19 protein-coding genes are annotated in these 19,939 nt (G+C 36.8%); 18 read left to right on the top strand and 1 reads right to left on the bottom strand.

Annotated elements, in window-relative coordinates; all coding sequences use genetic code 11:
• Positions 1–2 precede the first annotated feature (2 nt).
• Entirely contained in the window at positions 3–185 is a 183-nt protein-coding gene (locus IV87_RS05050) for a DUF2929 family protein (protein ID WP_057806077.1), read from the bottom strand.
• A gap of 144 nt (positions 186–329) precedes the next feature.
• On the opposite strand from IV87_RS05050, the gene dnaE reads away from it, so the two are divergent.
• From dnaE to IV87_RS04960, 18 genes are all read left to right on the top strand, one after another.
• Positions 330–3,689: a DNA polymerase III subunit alpha gene (gene dnaE, locus IV87_RS05045; RefSeq protein WP_057806075.1), complete on the top strand. Its 3,360-nt coding sequence runs from the start codon at positions 330–332 to the stop codon at positions 3,687–3,689.
• Between the two features lie 110 nt (positions 3,690–3,799).
• The gene (pfkA, locus tag IV87_RS05040; RefSeq protein WP_057806074.1) at positions 3,800–4,771 is read left to right on the top strand and encodes a 6-phosphofructokinase; all 972 of its coding nucleotides are present in this window, start codon (positions 3,800–3,802) and stop codon (positions 4,769–4,771) included.
• 71 nt (positions 4,772–4,842) lie between these two features.
• Positions 4,843–6,606, top strand: a complete 1,764-nt coding sequence (gene pyk, locus IV87_RS05035; RefSeq protein WP_057806071.1) for a pyruvate kinase — start codon at positions 4,843–4,845, stop codon at positions 6,604–6,606.
• Between the two features lie 96 nt (positions 6,607–6,702).
• Entirely contained in the window at positions 6,703–7,158 is a 456-nt protein-coding gene (locus IV87_RS05030) for a DUF441 domain-containing protein (protein ID WP_057806069.1), read from the top strand.
• 15 nt (positions 7,159–7,173) lie between these two features.
• Positions 7,174–8,043, top strand: a complete 870-nt coding sequence (locus tag IV87_RS05025) for a CvfB family protein (RefSeq protein WP_057806068.1) — start codon at positions 7,174–7,176, stop codon at positions 8,041–8,043.
• Positions 8,044–8,051: 8 nt separating this feature from the next.
• Positions 8,052–8,939: a site-specific tyrosine recombinase XerD gene (gene xerD, locus IV87_RS05020; protein ID WP_057806066.1), complete on the top strand. Its 888-nt coding sequence runs from the start codon at positions 8,052–8,054 to the stop codon at positions 8,937–8,939.
• A 90-nt stretch (positions 8,940–9,029) separates the two neighbouring features.
• A complete protein-coding gene (locus IV87_RS05015; RefSeq protein ID WP_057806065.1) occupies positions 9,030–9,389 on the top strand; it encodes a hypothetical protein in 360 nt (119 codons plus the stop codon).
• Positions 9,382–10,155: a segregation and condensation protein A gene (locus IV87_RS05010; protein ID WP_057806064.1), complete on the top strand. Its 774-nt coding sequence runs from the start codon at positions 9,382–9,384 to the stop codon at positions 10,153–10,155. Before IV87_RS05015 ends, IV87_RS05010 begins: the two co-directional genes overlap by 8 nt.
• Positions 10,145–10,747 (top strand): SMC-Scp complex subunit ScpB, encoded by a 603-nt coding sequence (gene scpB / locus IV87_RS05005; protein WP_057806062.1) that lies wholly within the window; start codon positions 10,145–10,147, stop codon positions 10,745–10,747. The genes IV87_RS05010 and scpB overlap by 11 nt, the downstream gene beginning before the upstream one ends.
• Positions 10,737–11,453: a pseudouridine synthase gene (locus IV87_RS05000; protein ID WP_057806061.1), complete on the top strand. Its 717-nt coding sequence runs from the start codon at positions 10,737–10,739 to the stop codon at positions 11,451–11,453. The genes scpB and IV87_RS05000 overlap by 11 nt, the downstream gene beginning before the upstream one ends.
• A gap of 5 nt (positions 11,454–11,458) precedes the next feature.
• The gene (locus IV87_RS04995) at positions 11,459–12,526 is read left to right on the top strand and encodes a helix-turn-helix domain-containing protein (protein ID WP_057806060.1); all 1,068 of its coding nucleotides are present in this window, start codon (positions 11,459–11,461) and stop codon (positions 12,524–12,526) included.
• Positions 12,516–13,982 (top strand): RecQ family ATP-dependent DNA helicase, encoded by a 1,467-nt coding sequence (locus tag IV87_RS04990; protein ID WP_057806058.1) that lies wholly within the window; start codon positions 12,516–12,518, stop codon positions 13,980–13,982. Before IV87_RS04995 ends, IV87_RS04990 begins: the two co-directional genes overlap by 11 nt.
• Before the next feature lie 60 nt (positions 13,983–14,042).
• Positions 14,043–14,675: a LysM peptidoglycan-binding domain-containing protein gene (locus IV87_RS04985; protein ID WP_057806057.1), complete on the top strand. Its 633-nt coding sequence runs from the start codon at positions 14,043–14,045 to the stop codon at positions 14,673–14,675.
• 22 nt (positions 14,676–14,697) lie between these two features.
• Positions 14,698–15,375, top strand: a complete 678-nt coding sequence (cmk, locus tag IV87_RS04980) for a (d)CMP kinase (protein WP_057806054.1) — start codon at positions 14,698–14,700, stop codon at positions 15,373–15,375.
• A gap of 82 nt (positions 15,376–15,457) precedes the next feature.
• The gene (rpsA, locus tag IV87_RS04975; RefSeq protein ID WP_057806052.1) at positions 15,458–16,696 is read left to right on the top strand and encodes a 30S ribosomal protein S1; all 1,239 of its coding nucleotides are present in this window, start codon (positions 15,458–15,460) and stop codon (positions 16,694–16,696) included.
• Between the two features lie 72 nt (positions 16,697–16,768).
• Positions 16,769–18,079, top strand: a complete 1,311-nt coding sequence (der, locus tag IV87_RS04970; RefSeq protein ID WP_057806050.1) for a ribosome biogenesis GTPase Der — start codon at positions 16,769–16,771, stop codon at positions 18,077–18,079.
• Positions 18,080–18,285: 206 nt separating this feature from the next.
• The gene (locus IV87_RS04965; RefSeq protein ID WP_046871107.1) at positions 18,286–18,561 is read left to right on the top strand and encodes an HU family DNA-binding protein; all 276 of its coding nucleotides are present in this window, start codon (positions 18,286–18,288) and stop codon (positions 18,559–18,561) included.
• A gap of 109 nt (positions 18,562–18,670) precedes the next feature.
• Positions 18,671–19,939, top strand: a complete 1,269-nt coding sequence (locus IV87_RS04960) for a tetratricopeptide repeat protein (RefSeq protein ID WP_057806048.1) — start codon at positions 18,671–18,673, stop codon at positions 19,937–19,939.

Below are 19,939 nucleotides of genomic sequence, written 5' to 3'. Positions count from 1 at the left end.
AACTATTTTTTAACCGAATCACTGCTAGACAGTAAGCTAATACCATTTGAAGCAATCAAGGCTGCAACTGCAGCAACAATCCCAATGGTTAAGGGTTTGTAGGTCATAACTTCTAGGGCACCCCCGACGGCTCCAATAACTTCACCAAAAATGAATGACCAGAATATAATAACAACTTGTTTCATTTTACAGGACACCTCGCAATCAGAAATAGTTTAGCACAATTTCACCAAAAATCAACTCACTTGAAATGTCATTAGTTCCTTAACGGTGATATTTTTGTATAATGGGAGTAGTTGAAAACAAGTTGAGATAAGGGAGGTAAAATTATGGCTTTTGTTCCGTTACAGGTCACAAGTAGCTATAGCTTGTTACAAAGCACGACGAGAATTAGTGAACTAGCAAAAGTGGCCAAACAAAGAGGCTTCTCTTCACTGGCTTTAACTGACAATAATATTATGTATGGGTTGGTAGACTTTTATAATGCCTGTCGAAAAGAAGGGCTCAAACCAATTCTCGGATTAAAACTAGATTTATTTGGAGCTCTTGATTCTACCAACCGATTTCCTGTCATCTTTTTAGCAAAAGATCAAATAGGTTATCAACATCTTATGAAAATTAGTACTACCAAAAACACTCAAACTGAAGAAACAGATATTTTCTATTCACAAATTACTGAGTTTATGACTCATCTTTACATCATTTTTCCAGCCAGTAATTCTGAACTAGTCATGTTAGTTGAACGTGGTGATTCACAATCTGCGCAAAAACTACTGAATCAAATTCAGACCGTGGCCGATGCAAAAAGTGTTTTGATCGGTGTCAATACACAGCAGTCTTCTGTTTTACAAAATACTTTGCAACAATTGGCTAAAACAACTAAAACGGCAGTTATTGCATTGCCAGAAGTAAACTATTTAAATGCAACGGATCACTTTGCAACACAGGTATTACGGGACATTGACAAGGGTGAAACCATTCGCAACCCGGAACAATTTGAAGATTATCAAGGTAATAATTGGTTACGGCCGGCAGCCGACTATGAAGAAATTTATCGGAAAAATGACTTAACAGAAGCGATGGATCTAACTGAAACGATTGCTGCAAACTGTAACGTAACCTTAAATTTCAAAAAACCAGAATTACCGGAGTTTACTGTTCCCGACGGATTTGATTCCAAAACCTATCTTCAAAAATTAACCAAAAATGGATTGGCAACTAGACTTAGCAATAAAAAAGCTGATATCACAGCTTATCAAAAACGATTAACCCACGAATTAACGGTCATTGATCAAATGGGGTTTGATGATTACTTTTTAATTGTGTGGGATGTGATGAATTTTGCTCACCATCATGACATTACTACTGGCCCAGGACGGGGTTCTGCCGCCGGATCACTGGTTGCTTATTGTTTACAAATTACGGATGTGGATCCCTTAGAATACGATCTTTTGTTTGAACGATTTTTAAATCCAGAACGTGCTCAGATGCCTGATATTGATCTGGATATTCCTGACAATAAACGCGATGAAGTTTTACAATATGTTCATGATAAATACGGGCATTCACATGTTTCCCAAATCATTACATTTGGAACATTGGCAGCTAAACAGGCGCTTCGTGATGTTGGTCGTGTTTTTGGAATGGCACCTTATGAAATCAATCAACTGAGTAAACTGGTACCCAATGTTTTAAAAATCACTTTACGCGAAGCAGTTGAACAATCACAAAAATTAAAAAATTGGTTAGCTGACAGTTCAAAAAATAAACTACTTTATACAATTGCACAACAAATTGAGGGACTGCCACGTCATTATTCAACGCACGCCGCAGGAGTTGTTTTAAGCGCTCAAAATTTGAGTGATGTCGTTCCACTACAAAAGGGCAGTGATGAGCTTTTACTTACCCAGTATCCAAAAGATACCGTTGAAGCACTTGGCCTTTTAAAAATGGACTTTCTTGGCCTCCGTAACTTAAGCATTATGGCTAATGCAGTTCGAATTATTACCAAAACAAAAAATCCACAGTTTAAGATTTCAGATGTTGAATTAGATGATCAACAGACCTTAAAACTTTTTCAAAACGCTGATACTACGGGAGTTTTCCAGTTTGAATCAGCTGGTATTCGCAATGTTTTGCGTCAATTACATCCCGAAACATTCGAACTAGTCGCCGCTGTTGATGCACTGTACCGACCTGGTCCTATGGAGAATATTGAAACTTTCATTAAACGTAAAAAGGGTAAAGAACCTGTCCAGTATCCGGATTCAAGTCTCGAGCCAATTTTAAAAAGCACTTTCGGTATTCTAGTCTATCAGGAACAAGTTATGCGTGTTGCTTCGGTTATGGGCGGCTTTTCACTTGGAGAGGCCGATTTATTGAGACGAGCAATGAGTAAGAAAAAACGTGCTGTAATTGATGAAATGCAGACCAAATTCATTGCTGGAGCCTTAAAGCGGGGATACACACAGCAAACAGCCAAGCAAGTTTATGATTATATCGAACGTTTCGCAAACTATGGTTTTAATAAATCACATGCCGTTGCCTATTCCAAAATGGCCTTTGAATTAGCCTATTTAAAGGCACATTATCCAGGCGCATTTTTTGCAGCTTTAATGAACTCGGTTATTAATAATCCTAGTAAAATTAAGCTTTATTTATCTGAAGCAAAACAACATGAAGTTAAAGTTTCAGCTCCTGATATTAATGAAAGTCAATCGACCTTCATCTTAAAGAACGATCAAATCATTTTTGGATTGTCTTGCATTAAGGGCGTACGACGAGATTTCGTTTCTGATATACTAACCGAACGAAAAAAAAATGGTAAATTTATCGATTTGCAAGCTTTTCTTCAGCGAATTCCGGTTAAATGGCTCAAACAAGATTTGATGGAAGCTTTAATATATGCGGGATCATTTGATTCATTTGGTTATAATCGGGCTGAACTTTTAAATGTTTTGCCTGATTTATTAAATGGGGTTGCCTTAAGTGGTAGCAGCATGAGCCTTTTTGAAAAATTAACACCAAAAATTTCAAAAACTTCAGACCTGCTACTAGATATAAAACTACAAAAAGAAAATGAATTTTTAGGAGCTTATCTTTCTGGTCATCCAGTTGAACAATTTTCGTTTCTGCGTAAGCAATTTAATATTACAGATGTCCTTAACTTAAGTGTTAATCAATCCGTCACTTGTTTACTTTACATTAATAAGATCAGAATAATTCGAACCAAAAAGGGTGAACAAATGGCTTTTGTAACGGGAAGTGATCTCACCGGTGAAATTGACATAACAGTGTTTCCGAACCAGTACCAAACTTCTGCAAGGATTTTAGAAAAAGGGAAAGTTATTTTAATTCAAGGTAAAGTTGACGAACGTAACGGCCTACAAGTTATTGCAAATCGCATTCAGCTTGCCGAACAAATTAAGGTACCCTCTGCTGTTTCCAATCAACGTTGGGTGCTCCGCATTTTAGAGGAAACACCGGCTATACAAACACAACTTCAACAAGTTTTGCGAACCAATCCAGGAACTATTCCTGTTTTGTTATTTTATCCACAAACGGATAAAAAAGTTTTACTGGAAAAGCAGTTTTGGACAACTAATTCTGATAAAACTAATTCAGCGCTTACAAACCTGTTGGGTAAAGGAAACGTAGTGCTACAATCCATGAAAAATACCGGTATCTAGGGATTTGTTAGTGATCTTTTTTATCAAGAATACAGACATTCAATTTCAAAAGTGGTAAAATTATACTTGAAGTTTGTGAAACTCAATAATTTTTTACTTGAGGTGAAGAAATGAAACGCATTGGTATTTTAACTAGTGGTGGCGATGCACCAGCTATGAATGCTGCAATTCGTGCGGTTGCACGAAAGGCACTTAGCGCAGGACTTGAAGCTTACGGAATCAACTACGGTTTCGCTGGTTTAGTTGCCGGAGATATTCATAAGTTTGCTGCTGCTGATTTGGACGACTCAATTGATGAAGGTGGAACATTATTATATTCTGCTCGTTATCCTGAGTTTGCCCAAGTAGAAGGACAGTTGAAAGGTATTGAACAACTAAAGAAATTTGGAATTGATGCTTTAGTTGTTATCGGTGGAGACGGCTCTTATCACGGTGCCTTACGACTCACAGAACATGGATATAACACAATTGGTCTTCCGGGAACAATTGATAATGATATTCCATATACTGATTTTACAATTGGTTTTGACACAGCTTTAAATACAGCTGTTGAAGCAATTGACAAAATTCGCGATACTGCAAAAAGTCACCAACGAGTTTTTGCAGTGCAAGTAATGGGTCGAGAAGCTGCTGATATTGCACTTTGGGCAGGTGTTGCAACTGGCGCAGATGCAATTGTAGCTCCGGGTCATGATTATGATGTTAAAGAAATTGCCGAGAAACTCAAGCGTAATCGAGTTGATGGTAAGGATTATGGCATTATTGTCATTGCAGAAGGCGATGCAAATTCTGATGCTGCACCTGAGTTCTTAGAAAAGCTCAAGCAGTATGGTGATTTTGATGCACGTGCCGTTGTTTTAGGACATGTTCAACGTGGTGGTCGTCCAACTGCTCGTGATCGTGTTTTAGCTAGCAAGATGGGTGCTTATGCCGTTGAATTATTGTTAGAGGGTAAAGGTGGTCTGGCAGTTGGAATCTTAGACAATAAGGTTCAGGCTCATGACATTACTGATTTATTCAACGCAAAGCATCAACCCGATTCTTCGTTATATGAGTTGAATCAAGATCTATCATTTAAGTAAAGAAATTTTTAAATTCTGGTAAAAACGACGTTAAAGTCTTTTTATAAACTAATCAAGGGAGAGATATAGTTATGAAGAAAACCAAGATTGTTTCAACACTTGGTCCTGCAAGTACATCAGTAGATACAATTGTTAAATTAATTGAAGCTGGTGCAAATATTTTCCGTTTCAACTTTTCACATGGTGATCATGCAGAACATTTAGACCGCTATAACAAAGTTATGGAAGCAGAAAAGATTACTGGAAAAACTGTTGGTATCTTGTTAGATACTAAAGGTGCCGAAATTCGTACCACAGTTCAAAAAGACGGTAATCAAGAATATCATACTGGTGATAAAGCACGTATTTCAATGGATGACTCATTAGAGACAACTAAAGATAAGATTGCTGTTACTTACGCCGGTTTATATGATGATGTACATGTTGGTGGCCATGTGTTGTTTGATGATGGTTTACTTGACTTTAAGATCGACGAAAAAGATGAAGAGAACAAAGAATTAGTTGTTCATGCTATGAACAATGGTGTTCTTGGCTCTCGTAAAGGAACAAACGCACCTGGCGTTTCAATTAATCTTCCTGGAATTACTGAAAAAGACTCAAGCGATATTCGTTTTGGTTGTGACAACATGAACATTAACTTTATCGCTGCAAGTTTTGTTCGTAAACCTCAAGATGTTTTGGATATTCGTCAACTTTTGGAAGAAAAGAATATGACTGATGTTCAAATCTTCCCTAAGATCGAATCACAAGAAGGTATTGATAATGCTGATGAAATCTTAAAGGTTGCTGATGGAATTATGGTTGCTCGTGGAGACATGGGTGTTGAAATTCCAGCAGAAAATGTTCCATTGGTTCAAAAATCATTAATCAAGAAATGTAATGCACTTGGTATGCCCGTTATTACAGCTACTCAAATGTTAGATTCAATGATTGAAAACCCACGTCCTACACGTGCTGAAGCATCTGATGTTGCTAATGCCGTTTGGGATGGTACTGATGCAACAATGCTTTCAGGTGAAAGTGCTAATGGTGCATACCCTGTTGAAGCTGTTGCTACAATGGCCAAGATCGATGAAAAAGCTGAAAATGCTATGGCTGAAGACGGAAACTTGCAAATCAACAAGTTTGATCAGAGTGATGTTACTGAAACAATTGGTGCCGCTGTTGCACGTGCTGCAAAGAACTTAGGTGTTAAAACAATTGTTGCTGCAACAGAATCTGGTTACACTGCAAAGATGATTTCTAAGTACCGTCCAAATGCTGATATTTTAGCCATCACATTTGACGAACGCACACGTCGCGGTTTAACCGTTGAATGGGGTGTTCACCCAATCGTTACTGAAAAACCATCAACAACAGATGATATGTTTGATTTAGCTGCTAACAAGGCTGTTGATTTAGGCTTTGCTAAAGAAGGCGATTTGATTCTTATCACTGCTGGTGTTCCAGTTGGCGAACGTGGAACTACTAATATGATGAAGCTTCAATTAATTGGTTCTAAATTAGCATCTGGTCAAGGTGTTGGTGATGAAACAGTTATTGGTAAGGCTGTTATCGCTTCTTCTGCAAAAGAAGCAAACGACAAAGCTGTTGAAGGCGGTATTCTTGTTACAAAGACTACTGACAAAGACTACTTACCAGCTATCGAAAAATCTAGCGCTTTAGTCGTTGAAAACGGTGGTTTGACATCACACGCTGCAGTTGTTGGAATTTCAATGGGAATTCCAGTTATTGTTGGTGTTCAGAACGCAACTTCAATTCTTTCAGATGATGAATTAATTACAGTTGACTCACGTCGTGGTGTTATTTACCATGGTGCTTCAAACGCTATCTAAATTGCGTTATTTATAAAGTAGTATTAATGAAAAGACCGCTGTTATTGGACAGCGGTCTTTTTAATACATAGTTGAATGAAAGGTGTCGATTTTAAAATGGAAAACTGGTTGTTCTTAGTTGGTATTCTAGCAATTGCTGTTTGGGGGAAAAATCAGTCATTAGTAATTGCAACTTCCATTGTGCTCATACTGATGTTGATTCCAAATTCCCAAAAAATTTTACAACTTGTTGAGAAACAAGGAATCAATTGGGGAGTCACAATAATTTCAATTGCTATTCTTATTCCAATTGCCACCGGACGAATTGGTTTTCAAGATTTAATTAATGCTTTTAAATCACCAATTGGGTGGATTGCCGTATTTTGTGGTATATTAGTGTCAATTCTTTCGGCCCGTGGTGTCGGCTTTCTTGCTGTGTCTCCTGAAGTAACCGTAGCATTAGTTTTTGGCACCATCCTGGGGGTCGTTTTTCTGAAGGGCATTGCCGCTGGACCAATCATTGCTTCTGGAATCGCATACTGCATTCTTCAATTAATTAATATAAAAATTTAACATTAAGGAGTTATCATGAATAATTTATTAGGTCGTGTTATTGATACCAAGATGACTGATGAAAACGAAAACTACTACTTTCTTCAAAATGGTGGGGTGGTTTTTCAATTAGACAAAAAAGAACCTGTCAAGCCTTTACATATTGGCGGTCATTTTCAAGGATTTGCTTATGAAAATGAAGACCATAAATTGCAAATCACCGCTAATTTACCCAAAATTCAAGTGGGTCGAATGGGGTTTGGTACGGTTGTGCAAAGTCGACGAGATTTAGGTGTGTTTGTAAATATTGGTTTACCAAATAAAGATATGGTAGTTTCACTGGATGAATTACCGACCATTAAAAGTCTGTGGCCACAAAAAGGTGATCAGCTAATGATCAGTTTACGAATTGATCATAAAAATAGAATGTGGGGAACTCTTGCAGATGAAGCTACTTTTCAAGAAATTTCTCAAAAAGCTCCCCAAACTTTGAAAAATAAGAATTTAAAAGCTACGGTTTATCGTTTGAAATTAGTAGGAACTCTGGTAATCACAAAAGACTATTATTTAGGCTTTATTCATCCAAATGAACGAGATCAAGAGCCTCGTTTGGGTGAAGAAGTTTCTGCCCGAGTTATTGGTATTCATCCAGATGGCACTTTGAATCTTTCTTTAAAGCCTCGTAGTTACGAAGCGATTGGTGATGATGCAGCTATGCTTTTGGCCATGCTACAACATGATGAGACTCATGCGCTTCCATTTACAGATAAGAGTAGCCCAACTGCCATTAAAACTGAATTTGGTATCAGTAAAGGTCAATTTAAACGTGCCGTAGGTCATCTCTTAAAAGCTGGTGTCGTTAAACAAGAAGATGGCCAATTAAAACTAAAAGAAGAAGCCCAGTGAGTTAAAAAATGAATAATGAACTTCAAGATTATTTACACGCTCTCTTAGTAGAACAGGGATTGGCACAAAACACAATAACTTCTTACCAACAAGAATTAACTGAATTTTTTTCATTTCTAAAAGCACAACAAATCACAACATTTAACCAAATTGATCGTTATACAATTTTGGGTTATTTAAAATTTTGTGATGATCAAAAAAAATCAAGAAATTCGGTTATTCACACAGTTACAAGTTTACGCCAATTTTTCAATTACCTGATGGCGCAAAATAAAATTAAAGCTGATCCCATGTTGAAAATAGACACGCCTAAATCTGCACATCACCTACCACAAGTGCTAAGTGCTGCAGAAATTGAAGCTTTGTTAAAAGTACCAGATACTCACAAAAAACTTGGCGTACGAGATCGTACGTTATTAGAGGTCATGTATGCAACTGGTTTACGGGTTAGCGAGGCTGCCAATCTTAAAATGGATGATTTACGGCTAGAAATGGGATTGATTTCAACCATTGGAAAGGGCGATAAACAGCGAATTATTCCAATTGGTGATGTTGCCATTCAGTGGTTAGAGGAATACACAAAAGACGCAAGGATTCAACTTTTACATGGTAAAGAAAGTCCTTATGTATTTTTAAATAATCATGGTCATCAGTTGACAAGACAAGGTATTTGGAAAAATTTAAAAATTATGGTAAAAAAAGCTGGCATAAAAAAAGATGTCACACCACATACACTGCGCCATTCTTTTGCAACTACGTTATTAGAAAATGGTGCTGATTTAAGAACTGTTCAAGAACTATTAGGTCATGCCGACATTTCAACAACCCAAATATATACACATGTCACAAAAAAGCATTTAACAGAGGTTTACAACAAATACCATCCACGCGCATAAGTAAAATTGTCGCCACCTTTAAAATATGGTAGAGTTATTAATAATACTTATGTTTTGAATTGAACAGACCCCTAGGAGGCTGAGTTCAACTTGTTAGTAAAATATAGAGATTCGTTCCAAAAAATAGTTATGGGATTACTATCGTTTATTCCAGACCTAAAAGATATTGATCGCATTAACCATGAGTTAGAATGGTATGCGGCTACTGACGATCGTAATTTATATCTTCAAAAAAATGAAGATGGAGATTTTATTGGTTTGGTTGGCGTTGAAAAACAGGATAAATATTTAATGATTCATCATTTGGCTTTTATTCCTCAACAACAAACTAAAGAAAATGAAAATCAAATTTTTAATTCGCTGGCAGATTACTATCCAGATTTACAAATGATGGGAACTATTGAAACGACGCCTGCGTTAGCAAGGTGGGAAAAAGAAAAAAATGAATAGTTCAGCAAATGAACAGCCGGAAACACTACCAAATGTAAAAATAAATGACTTTGAAGGTCCATTAGATTTGTTATTACATCTTATTAAACAGGCCAAAATGGATATTTATGATATTCAAATTTCTGAAATCACTTCCCAATATTTAGGCTATTTGCACAAGAATCAACAATTAAAGTTAGATATTGCTGGCGAATATCTCATTATGGCCGCAACCTTAATGAGAATTAAAAGTAAACTGCTTTTACCAACCGAATTTGATTCTGAAGATAGTCCGGAAGAGGATACAGATCCACGTTTAGATCTGGTCAATCAGTTAGTTGAATATCAAAAATATCAGCAAGCTGCTAAAACATTACAACACGAAGAAAACAAACGTGATCAATTCTATACACGTGAAGAAGCAGCCGTTCCTGAGGGAATGCAATTGGCACATTTGGCTCCAGGACTCACATTAACCATGCTTCAACAGGCGTTTCAAAAAGTATTAATTAAGCAAGAAAATGATCAACCCATTCACCGTACTGTAACTGAGGATTCAGTTTCAATTGCGCAAAGAGTCAAGGTAATCGAAACCTCTCTTCTTCAACATCCAGATGGTGTTAGTTTTGATTCACTCTTCGAAGCTAACGTAAGTGTAACTGGAGTTGTTGTTACTTTCATGGCCATGCTAGAAATGGTAAAAAAACAAAACATAACTTTCCAACAGGATGGGCAATTAGGTACCATCAAATTATTCAGTTTAGGTGAAATTAGAAATGGCAAGTAACATACAAAAAATTGAAGCCCTTTTATTCGTCAGCGGTGAAGATGGACTAAGTCTCGCCGATATTGCAGAAATGACGGGTTTTATGAAACCGGCAGTAACAACCATGTTGGATAATCTAGCCAATAAATATGAGAAGGACCCCGATTCGGCTTTAACCGTTTTAAATTTTGGGCATCGTTATCGCTTGGCCACAAAGGCAGAAGTGGCCACAGTAATAAAAAACTATTTTGATGCCCCACAACTAACTAAATTATCACCTGCATCGCTTGAAGTACTTGCAATTGTGGCCTATAAGCAACCAATAACAAGACTTGAAATTGATGAAATTCGTGGTGTACAGAGTGGTTCCATGTTGCAAAAACTAACCATTCGAAATTTAATTAGTGAAGCAGGGCGACTAGATGAACCTGGTCGACCGATTCTTTACCAAACAACCGATTATTTTTTAGATTATTTTGGATTGACAAATCTTCAGAGTTTACCAGCCTTGCCAAATATTCAATCTGATAATTTAAATAATAATGGCGATTTGTATTTAAAACAATTTAATGAAAAATTACACGAAAATGAGGCAAAATCGGATGGCAAATGAACGATTGCAAAAAGTAATGGCAGAAGCGGGAGTTGCTTCTCGCCGAAAATCAGAAACTTTGATTACTACTGGCCATGTTAAGGTTAATGGCCAAACAATTAAAATATTGGGAACCAAGGTGGATGATGACGACGAAATCGAAGTTGATGGCATCCCGCTTCAACGTGAAAAACTTGTATACCTTCTTTTTTATAAACCAAGGGGTGTAATATCAAGCGTTAAAGATGAAAAAAATAGAAAAACCGTCATGAGCTACTTTCCAGATGTACGTCAACGAATTTATCCCGTTGGTCGTTTAGATTACGACACGTCGGGCATTTTGCTAATGACCAATGATGGTGCGTTGGCGAATAAATTAACTCATCCAAAATATAAATTTGAAAAAACTTATGTTGCCAAAGTTGAAGGCATTCCGACTAATGATCAATTAGAAAAATTGCGCCATGGAGTGCGAATTGATAAAAAACTTACGGCACCTGCAAAAACAAGGGTCATGAGTTCTGATTTAGATAAAAAAACGGCTATTGTAGAAATCACAATTCATGAAGGTCGTAATCATCAGGTTAAAAAAATGTTTGAAAAAATTGACCATCCAGTAATCAAGCTAAAGCGTGAAAAATACGGATTTTTAACTTTAGATGGCTTGCAATCTGGTGAATGGCGCTCCTTAAAACTCAATGAAATTACTCGACTAACACAACGGTAGGTAAAATGAATAACGAATTTAACTTTTCATACTTTTTATTACAATTTTTAAGTACCGATGACTGGCGCCGTCCAAAAGTATTGCTAAACAATTTAATTGGGAGAAGAACTGTATCTAACCTTTTTTGGGGAATACAATACGGTCTTCTGCCTTTTTTTAATTTATTTCCTAAATTGACGGCGACTGATTTTGAAAGGGCAATAAACTTACTTCAAGAAAAGAAACTAATCGAAAAACAACAAAATGATCAAATTCGATTAACTACTGCTGGTAAACAAATGCAACAAATTATTCAAGAAAGTATTGTACAATTTCATCTTTCGGGAATGGGTTTACATACCAACTTGGAAACCGTGCAACAATGTCTAAACTTAGTCATTCAAATTACATCTGAGTTTTCCTATAAGAATAATCGATATTACCCCTTGCAATATACTGGACAAGTCATGGCAAGAAGTAAACAGTGGTTTCTAAAAAATAAGTCTGATACGTTACCGGAACAACTGCAAGCAGAATTTACAGCGTTTCTAAATACCATTCCAACCGAAAAAGCTGACATTTTCACGAATAGTTTTATTGGTCATAATGATTATGGTTTAACGGATGCGCAATTTGAATCTATCTTAGATCTAACCCCGTTTGCGTGGCATCTTCAAAAATTAACACTTATTGCTGATTTTATTCGATGGGCATTAGATGATTCAAAAACGGATCATTTTTTATGCAATCAAATTGTATTGCCTTGGATTACACCATCACCACTTTCAACCAGCAGTTTGCGTTCATATCAGCTTTATTTAAAAACCAAAGATCTTCAAAACGTTGCTACATTAAGGCATGTAAAGCTTAATACGGTTAAAGAACATTTATTGGAAGCCGCTATGTTGACAACTGATTTTCCTTTTAATTTATTACTGCCTAAGTCAATTTCAACAGATTTAAAAAATTATTTAACCACTTATCAGGTTAGCCAATGGCAATTCGACGAAGTTTTAAAACGAGATGCTCGTTTTTCTTTCTTTGAATTCCGCTTATTACAAATTGAAAGAGGGCAAATTCAATATGCAAATTGAAGCGCATGATCTCTATAAAGTTTTGCAAGCTAAATTTGGCTTTTCTACGTTTAAATTGGGACAACTTGAAATTATTCATCATCTTTGCAATTCAAAGAATGTTTTGGCCGTGTTACCTACTGGAACTGGAAAATCTTTAATTTATCAATTACTCGGATACTTATTAAACCGTCCAGTTCTCGTTATTTCACCTTTAATATCATTAATTGATGATCAGGTAGCTCGTTTGAATAGGCTAGGTGAAAAACACGTGGTGGGGCTGACCTCAAAATTAGACCACAACCAACGTGAATTTACGTTAAACCATTTAAGAAATTATCGATTCATCTATCTTTCTCCTGAAATGGCAACTCAACCTGAGGTTTTAAACGCACTGAAACAACTAGATTATGGTTTATTTGTTATTGATGAGGCTCACTGCCTATCACAATGGGGACCGGATTTTCGACCAGATTATTTAAAGTTAAAAGACCTTTTAAGTCAGTTAGGATCTCCAACAACCTTAATGTTGACAGCCACAGCAACCAAATCAGTCCGTGAGGATATTCTTAAAAAAATGGGATTTCACTCAGATCAGGTTGAACAAGTAGTATATTCAGTGGATCGCCCCAACATTTACTTAGAGGTAGAACATTGTGAAACTCCAGCTCAAAAAAACAAAAAACTATTTAAATTACTAAAAATGATTAAAGGTTCAGGAATTATTTATTTTTCAAGTAAGAAAATTGCTAATCAAATGACTGAATTAATTGCTCAACAAACTGACCGTTCGGTGGCCGCTTACCACGCTGATGTTAGCCTACAAGATCGTTATCGCATTCAACAACAATTCATGTTAGGAAAAGTGAATGTTATTTGTGCAACTAGTGCGTTTGGGATGGGCATTGATAAGAATAATGTGCGTTTTGTTATTCATTATCATATGCCCGGAAATCTAGAAGATTACTTACAAGAAATTGGTCGAGCTGGTCGGGATCAGCAACCAAGTATTGCAATTCTTTTGTACACGGCAGGTGATGAATACATTCCAAGCACGCTTAACATGAAAGGTTTTCCAAGTGCAAGTAATGTGCAAACTTTTTTTGCAAAACCGGAAAGTCGTGCATCTTTTGAACCTGATCAAAAACAATTACTAACTTACTATCATGACCAGCATAAGTCTGCTCAAGAAGTAAGCCAGATTTTTGAGAATCGTCAAGTAGCTAAACAAAATAGTTTGATGCAAATGCTAAATTTTGTAAATGAAGAAAATTGTCTACGTAATAACTTGCTAACTCATTTTGGTGAACAAGAGGTCACTCATAATGCTAATTGTTGTGGTATTGATTGCGTATTCGAAGCGGTTGCAACACTTAAGCTCACGAAAACAAGCGAAGTGGAACAAGAGACAAATCAAAGTCTATCTTTAGTTCCGTGGCAAACCAGGTTAAATCAATTATTTTCACAGAAAAAGTAAACACGGAAATTAACCAATATGTTACAATTGTTCTGGTAGTTTTTTCTAGGAGGAATGAGAATGAGTCAAAATAAAAATACCAATTCTGATGATAAACAAACGGAAAAACAACGATCTAGTACTGATAATCCTACGAGTTCACCTTCGAGACGAGCAAATCGTAGATCATACCGTTACACTAAGTTAATTGTTACGGTGGTCGGAATTGTGGTTGTTTTGCTATTCATTTCACCAATTGTGGTTTATAAATACAATCAAAATAATTTTAATCGACCACAAACTGATGCACAGATTGCTTCATCAAAAAAGAAGGCAAGTGCTTCCAGTAAGGCGATTGCAGACAAGGCTGCAGCTAAATCTTCAAAAAAACTGGCCAGTTCAGTAAGTGAAAGTAAGTCTAAGGCTGAAAGTGCATCTAGTAAAGAAGCAAAAAGTAGTTCATTAGCTGCTGCAAGTTCCAAGTCTTCAGCTAGCTCATCATCAAGTACTTCTACGAGCTCAAGTTCTTCCAGTTCTTCGACCTCTAGCTCCTCAAGTAGTAGTACAACCAAAAAGTACGTAACCGTTCCTGCAGGCGAAGGCTTATATCGAATTGCCGTGAACAATGGTATTTCACAACAAAAATTAATGGAACTTAACGGATTAACTAGTAGTTCCGAACTAAAACCAGGTCAACGTTTACGAGTTAAATAATTAAATGGGGAGTCGTTTATTCATGGAAAAACAGAAGATACAGGTTGCCATTGACGGTCCAGCATCCGCTGGAAAAAGTACGGTGGCCAAATTAGTTGCAAAGAATTTTGGTTATATTTATTGTGATACTGGTGCCATGTACCGTTCGGTAACACTGAAGGCCATTCAAAATCATCTCAGTTTAAGTGATGAATCCACCATTGTTGCAATGTTAAAACAGACAAAAATTTCTTTTACACCTGGAAATCCCGTTCAACATGTATTTGTGGATGATAAAGAAGTTACGGAAGATATTCGTCAACCAAACATCACTAATTCAGTTTCAACAATTGCCAGTTTGGCTGGTGTGCGTACTGAGTTGGTTAATCGCCAGCGAGAAATCGCTAATCAGAATAGTATTGTGATGGATGGACGTGATATTGGCACAGCAGTTTTGCCTAATGCACCAGTTAAAATATTTTTAATTGCTAGTGTTTCAGAACGGGCAGAACGACGTTACAAAGAAAATATTGCTAAGGGTATTGAAACACCTTTGGCACAATTAAAAAAAGAAATTGAAGTTCGTGATCATAAAGATTCAACTCGAAAAGTGTCACCTTTAACTAAGGCAAAAGATGCGATTGAAGTGGATACAACTTCAATGACAATTGAACAAGTGGTCAATGAAATCACAAAAATCATTAATCAGCGAATAAAATAGAAATTCTAATTATTTAACTAGCTTTTATCGACAATTTCAGCTATGATAGAATAGTATAGTGTTGTTAAGGAGGAAATTCGTAATGAGCGAAAACGAATCAGGTCAAAATAATGATTTATTAAACGCACTTAACAGTGTGGAAGAAGTAAAAATCGGTGATGTTGTAAAAGGTGAAGTTTTAGACATTGACGATGACAAACAAGTTATTGTGGGAATTGAAGGTACCGGTGTTGAAGGCGTAGTTCCATTGCGTGAGCTCTCAACTGCTCACATCGATGATATCAATGACGCCGTTAAAGTAGGCGACAAGTTAGATCTCGTTGTTGTTTCTAAAATTGGAAATGACAAAGAGGGTGGCAGTTACTTACTTTCACATCGTCGTATTGAAGCTCGCAAGGTTTGGGATGAAATTCAGAAAAAAGCTGATGACGGTGTTGAAATTGAAGCACCTGTTACTCAGGTTGTCAAAGGCGGTTTAGTTGTTGATGCTGGTGTACGTGGATTCATTCCAGCTTCAATGATTGAAGATCGTTATGTAGAAGATCTTAATGTATACAAGGGTCAAACATTAAAGTTGAAGATTGTTGAAGTTAATCCTGCTGACAATCGTCTAATTTTATCTCATAAGGCAATTGTACAAGAAGAAAATGCTGCTAAACGTGAAGAATTAATGTCACATCTCACAGCTGGCGACATTGTTGAGGGTACTGTAGCTCGTCTTACAAACTTTGGAGCTTTTGTTGACCTTGGCGGTGTTGATGGATTAGTTCATGTTTCTGAAATTGCTTATGAGCATGTCAACAAACCTTCTGACAAATTAAAAGTTGGTCAAAAGATTAATGTGAAAGTTCTTGCAATTGATGAAGATCGTGGTCGTATTTCATTATCATTAAAGCAAACATTGCCTGGACCTTGGGATGATATCGAGGAAAAAGCAGCAGCCGGTTCTGTCTTAGATGGTACTGTTAAACGATTAACTGATTTTGGAGCTTTTGTTGAAGTATTCCCTGGCGTTGAAGGTTTAGTTCATATTTCACAAATCTCACACAAACATATCGACAGTCCTAGCGATGTATTAAAGACTGGTGATAAGATTAAGGTTAAGGTTTTGGAAGTTCATCCAGATGCACATCGATTGGCACTTTCAATTAAAGCTTTGGAAGAGGCTCCTAAATCAGAACCAAAACAACGTAATTCTCGCAACAGTCGTCCTGCAGCTAATAACTACAAGAACGATGCACCCGAGGAGAGTACTGGTTTTACATTAGGCGATTTGATCGGTAATGAACTTAAAGGTAACCAGGATAATGACGAAAAGTAATTTAAAATAACAATTACTGGGGCTGTGATTATTTCACAGCCTTTTTTATAAACTAGAAAGTGAGGTTCTACTATGGCAAATCCAATTGTTGCCATTGTTGGCCGTCCCAATGTGGGAAAATCAACAATTTTCAACCGGGTAGTAGGAGATCGAATCTCAATTGTCGAAGATACTCCTGGTGTAACTCGAGATCGTATCTATGCTCACAGTGAGTGGATCGGACATGAGTTTAGTGTGATCGATACTGGTGGTATTGATATTAGTGACGAACCTTTTGTCAATCAAATTCAAGATCAAGCAGAAATCGCGATTGATGAAGCAGATGTGATCGTTTTTCTCGTTAGTGTTAAAGAAGGCATTACAGATGCTGACGAAAAAGTTGCGCGTATTTTATATAAAGCAAATAAACCTGTCATTTTAGCCGTTAATAAGGTAGATAATGCTGAACTACGTCAAGAGATCTATGACTTTTACAGTTTGGGTTTTGGAGATCCATATCCAATCTCAGGTAGCCATGGATTAGGTCTAGGTGATCTATTAGACGCTATTGTCAAAGAGTTTCCTGATTCTAAAACTGATGAGAAAGATGATTCAATTCGCTTTAGTTTAATTGGCCGTCCGAACGTCGGTAAATCATCCATCGTAAATGCGTTATTGGGAGAAGATCGTGTCATTGTGTCAGACATTGCAGGAACGACTCGAGATGCAATTGATACCAAGTTCACAACTCCTGAGGGAACTGATTTTACGATGGTTGATACTGCTGGTATGCGTAAAAAAGGTAAGGTTTACGAAAATACTGAGCGGTATAGTGTTATGCGTGCAATGAAGGCCATTGATAATAGCAATGTGGTTTTAGTGGTTCTTAATGCAGAAGAAGGCATTCGAGAACAAGACAAACGAATTGCGGGTTATGCACACGAAGCTGGTCGTGGAATTATTATTGTGGTCAATAAGTGGGATACCCTGAAAAAGGATAATCATACGCTTCATGAATTTGAAGCTGGCATTCGCGATCAGTTTGCTTATCTGAGCTATGCACCGATTATTTTTGTTTCTGCAGTTACTAAACAACGCTTAGCTCAATTGCCAGAATTGATTGCACGTGTGGATGAAAACCATCGGCGTCGTGTCCAGTCATCAACACTTAACGATGTGATCATGGATGCCATTGCAATTAATCCGACACCTAGTGATAACGGCAAGCGTCTTCGTGTGTACTATGGCACCCAAGTAAGTACAGAGCCACCAACATTTGTTATTTTCGTAAATGATCCGGATATGATGCATTTTTCTTATGAACGATTTTTGGAAAATCGAATTCGAGAAGCCTTTGATTTTTCCGGAACTCCAATTCATTTAATTGAACGTCGTCGTAAGTAATTGTCAATTATTTCCTTATTTTTTATCGAAAACGTTTAGTTTTTAGACAATTCGCATTAAAACCCTTGTCATAACAGCCTTCCTGTGATATCTTTGAAATTGAAATAATACCGTTCAGGGTTATTGTTTCGTTAATCTTGGACCACTCAAGATTGACAAGTTGATGATTAATTCATCAATTCAATTTTACCTAGGAGGTGAATCACATGGCAAACAAAGCTCAATTAGTAGATGATGTTGCATCAAAAACTGGTTTAACTAAAAAGGATGCTGCCGCAGCAGTAGATGCTGTATTTGGCTCAGTTCAATCCACATTAGCAAAGGGCGAGAAAGTTCAATTGATCGGTTTCGGTAACTTTGAAGTACGTCAACGTGCTGCACGTAAGGGACGTAACCCTCAAACTGGTAAGGAAATTCAAATTCCTGCTAGCAAGGTACCTGCATTCAAGCCAGGAAAAGCATTGAAGGACGCAGTTAAATAATCTTTCAAATTTTTCTATTTAGAATCCAGCATAACAACTGTTATGCTGGATTTTTTAGCTCAAAACACTTAATATAGAGATACTGATTTTTTGATGAAAGGTGATTATCATGAGCTATTCAGAACAAGCATTACAAAAAATTGAGAACGGCGATATTGAAGCTGGTAATCGCTTATATGCATGGGCTCTTCGTAAAGATGATGATGATACCCTGAACAGTTTTGCAGAGGAATTATATTCGCTTGGTTTTGATAAAAAAGCCAAACGAATATACGAAAATCTCTTAAAAAAGTATCCAGACGAAGATTCGTTGCATGTTAATTTAGCAGATATTGAAATTGGACAAGGAAATACCGATGAAGCATTACAAAATCTTGCAGTGGTGAAGCCTAATTCCGATGCCTATCTTCAATCTTTGCTTGTCTCAGCCGATCTTTATCAAACGGAGGAACTATACGAAGTTAGTGAACAGAAGCTGTTAGAGGCTGAAAGAATTGCCCCTGACGAGCAAGTTGTGTTGTTCGCGCTGGCTGAATTTTATAATATGATGCAAAACTATAAAAAAGCGGCTTCATATTATTTGACTTTAATCAAACAAGGCATTCTAAAACTTTCTTCGGTGGATTTAGTGGCACGTTTGGCAACGGCATATGCCGGTATGGGAAAATTTGAAACAAGTATGGCCTATTTTGAACAAATTAAACCGGGAAACAAAACACCTGATATTTTATTCCAACAAGGATTTGTTTACTTACAATTAAAAAATTATTCAAGTGCAATTGATCTATTAACACAGCTGCGTGAATCAAATCCAGATTATGTTTCTTTATACACCATTCTCGCAACTGCTCAAGAAAAAAATGGCGATGTGCAAGCAGCTTATAAAACAGTTCAAGAGGGAATTGGTTTTGATGAATTTAACGAAGATCTATTTTCACAAGCTGCCGAACTAGCCAACCAGTTACAAAATTACGAAGCTGTCGAAAAATATTTGAAAACAGCTTTAAAGGTTAATCCTGAACAAATGCGTACGGTTGTGCAATTGAGTAATTTATACATCCAGCAACAACGTTATCAAGAAAATTATGATCTACTGCAACCATACATTCAGGAGAATGATCTGGATCCGCAAATATATTGGAATATTGCAGTTTCTAATGAGCACCTCGAGAAATTTCTCGAGGCTAAACAAGCATATGAAAATGCATTTCCATTTTTCACCAACAACGCCGACTTCTTACACGCCGCTGTATATTTCTTTAGACAAGTGGGCGATCGAGAATGGATTCTTAAGAGTTTAAAGGCCTACTTAAAACTAGCTCCTGATGATTCTGAATTTAGTCTCATGTTAGAAGACTATGAAACCAATGATTTTTGA

Source organism: Pediococcus ethanolidurans, from assembly GCF_001437405.1.
Lineage (GTDB): Bacteria > Bacillota > Bacilli > Lactobacillales > Lactobacillaceae > Pediococcus > Pediococcus ethanolidurans.
This window is presented reverse-complemented; position numbering and strand designations above follow the sequence as displayed.